Source organism: Clostridium grantii DSM 8605 (assembly GCF_900129965.1).
Taxonomy (GTDB): domain Bacteria; phylum Bacillota; class Clostridia; order Clostridiales; family Clostridiaceae; genus Clostridium_AF; species Clostridium_AF grantii.
This window is the reverse complement of record NZ_FQXM01000065.1, coordinates 1-2,901: the sequence shown is the minus strand read 5'-3', so window position 1 is coordinate 2,901 and position 2,901 is coordinate 1. Positions and strand designations below refer to the sequence as shown.

The following is a 2,901-nucleotide window of genomic DNA, read 5'->3' as shown; positions in this document are numbered from 1 at the left end:
GTATCTTTCTTAGTGGCTGGATTCTTCATTAAAAGAGGAAAAGGTAATGACGAAGAATTAGAAGAAGCAAAAGCTAAAATGGTAGATTTAAAAGGAAAAGAATCTTCAGTTGTTAAAATAGCTAAAAATGTTAAATTAATAGTTGTAGCATGTGATGCTGGAATGGGATCTAGTGCAATGGGTGCATCTACGCTTAGAAAGAAAGTTCAAAATGCTGGATTAGACATTAAGGTTATAAATACAGCTATAGAACAAATACCAGCAGAAGCGGATATTGTAATTACGCAAGAAAGTTTATCATCTAGAGCTAAAAATGCAGCTCCAAATGCTGAGCATATTTCCATAGGAAACTTCATGGGTACTCCTGTTTATGACGAAATAGTTCAAAAATTAAAAAAATAAAAATGTATTCAATAAATGTTGTAAAATCAGCAGTGAATTTTTTTCGCTGCTGATTTTATATTTAGTTATATTAAATTTTGTCAGTATTTATTCATGACAAATAGCTTTATCTTTGAATTGATTTAAAGAAATCAGGATATTATAATTAAGACATAGATAAGACTTATTTAGATATGTCACCATTCGGTACGGGAGGTGAAATATGCCTAATATTAAAATTAGTTCAAGAGTAAAGGCGATTATAAGTGTTTTATGTGATAAGGATGGACCTATAACTGTAAAAGAAATCAGTGAAGCATTAGATGTAAGTTCAAGAACAATTTTAAGAGAGCTGTCGGAAGTTGAGAGTTGGATAAAATCAAATGGATTAGAACTTAATAAAAAACCTAGAGTAGGAATTACTTTAGTAGCCAACATGAAAGAAAAAAGTCGACTTAAAGTTTTATTAAGTGATGAAAAAGTTGAAAGAAATTTTTCGCCTAAGGAAAGACAATCACTTTTACTGAATGAACTTTTACAAAACAATGAGCCAATAAAATTATTTTATTTTACAACTATATTTAATGTATCAGAGGGAACAATAAGTCATGATTTAGATAAAGTAGAAGAATGGATTAAAAATTATAATTTAGTGTTAATAAGAAAGCAAGGATTAGGTGTTTATATTGAAGGCACAGAAACTGCTTTTAGAAAAGCTATGATAAGTTTATTATACGAATATCTAGACCGCAAACAAATTTTGGAATTAATAAATGAAAAGATATCTGTAAGAGTAGATAATAACAATGACAGTTTTAATACACAAACAAGAGATAGGTTGTTAAATTTAATTGAAAAAGAAACTATTATAAAATTAGAAAAAGTAGTTGCTGAAGCAGAAAAAAATATAGAGTATAAACTAACAGATAGTGCTTATGTAGGGTTATTGGTGCATTTGGCATTAGCAATAAAAAGAATTAAGAACAATGAAAACATATCTATGAAAAAAGAAGTGTTATATGAACTTAAACTTAATGAAGAATATAAAGTTGCCCAAAGTATAATAAAAAAAATATCTGAGGAATTTAAAATTGATATACCAGAAGAAGAAATTGGATATGTGACAATGCATCTAAAAGGTTCAAAGATTAGAAATGTTAATCAAAGAAAAGAAGATTTTTCTATTGGAAATTTCGAATTAATAAAAATAGCCAATAAAATTATTAGAAAAGCTGAGGACCTTTCAGGATATAAGTTAAAAAGTGATAAAAATTTACTTGTAGGATTAGTATCACATTTACAGCCTACAATAACAAGATTAAATATGAATATGGACATTAGAAATCCATTATTGAATAACATCAAAGAAAAATATTCAGAATATTTTGAAATAAGCAAACAAAGTTTAGCATTTTTACAAAAAGAATTAAGCAAAGAAATACCAGATTCTGAAATTGGCTTTATTACAATGCATTTAGGATCAGCCATTGAAAAAGCAAAGTTATTAAGTAAAAGAATGTATAGAGTTATAGTTACTTGCACAAGTGGCATAGGATCTTCAAAGATGTTAGCAACAAGGTTAGAGAAAGAATTCAAGAATATTAAAATAGTAGATGTAATTTCTACTGTAGAAATAGACGAAATTTGGATAAAAGAAAATGGAATTGATTTTATAATATCTACAGTACAAATTGAGAAAAGTGACATACCTGTTATTAATGTAACACCTTTATTAATTGAAGATGATATAAAAAAGATAAATGATTTTATGACTGAATTAGATAAAATTGAAGTTAAGGTCACTGCGGAAATAGAAGTTAAGAAAAGCTTTGAAAAAACGGATTTAAGGGAAAAAGCTGTGGACTTAATTAAATATTGTAAGGCAATAGTAAGTATATTAGATAGTTATTTCTTAGAATATTTTGATAAAGTATCAAGTGTAAATGAATTAATTGAAAAAGGAAGTTTAATTATATCTGATGATAAAGTAGCAAGAAACACTATTACTCATGACCTCTTAAATAGAGAAAAGTCAGGCAGTACCATATTGAGGGGTAAAGGGATAATATTAATACATGCTAGAACAAGTGGAGTTGAATCTTTAAAACTAGGCATTGTTAAAATAAAAGAAAGTTTAAGAAAAAAAGATGAAGATATTAAAATAGCAATGATTATGTTAGCACCATTAAAAGTAGATTCAAAAGAACTTGAAATTATTAGTGAAATAAGTAAAAACCTAGTTACAAATGACGATTTTATCGATGCTTTATTAAAGGATGATGAGAAGTTAATTTTAGATTATATTAAAGATATTCTAAATAAGTTTTTAAATGAAAAAACTTTAGGAAAATAGGAGGAATTTAAATGAGTTCAATCAATGTAAAAAAAGGTGGAAAAGATAGAGCACAATCTTTCGGACGATTCTTAAGTGGAATGGTAATGCCAAATATCGGAGCATTTATTGCATGGGGATTAATTACAGCATTATTTATACCTACAGGTTGGTTACCAAATGAAGAA

1 protein-coding gene and 2 pseudogenes are annotated in these 2,901 nt (G+C 27.3%); all 3 read left to right on the top strand.

Annotated features, from left to right (window positions below; translation table 11 throughout):
• Positions 1 to 402, top strand: a pseudogene (locus BUB83_RS22830) (PTS mannitol transporter subunit IIBC); the annotation flags it as partial.
• Between the two features lie 202 nt (positions 403 to 604).
• Positions 605 to 2,734: a BglG family transcription antiterminator gene (locus BUB83_RS20895; protein WP_084133750.1), complete on the top strand. Its 2,130-nt coding sequence runs from the start codon at positions 605 to 607 to the stop codon at positions 2,732 to 2,734.
• Between the two features lie 11 nt (positions 2,735 to 2,745).
• Positions 2,746 to 2,901 (top strand): annotated as a pseudogene (locus tag BUB83_RS21775) (PTS mannitol transporter subunit IIBC); the annotation flags it as partial.

Bases quoted from the DNA above. Each gene is read 5' to 3' on its own strand.
- BUB83_RS20895 (WP_084133750.1), top strand. From the start codon at position 605: ATGCCTAATATTAAAATTAGTTCAAGAGTAAAGGCGATTATAAGTGTT.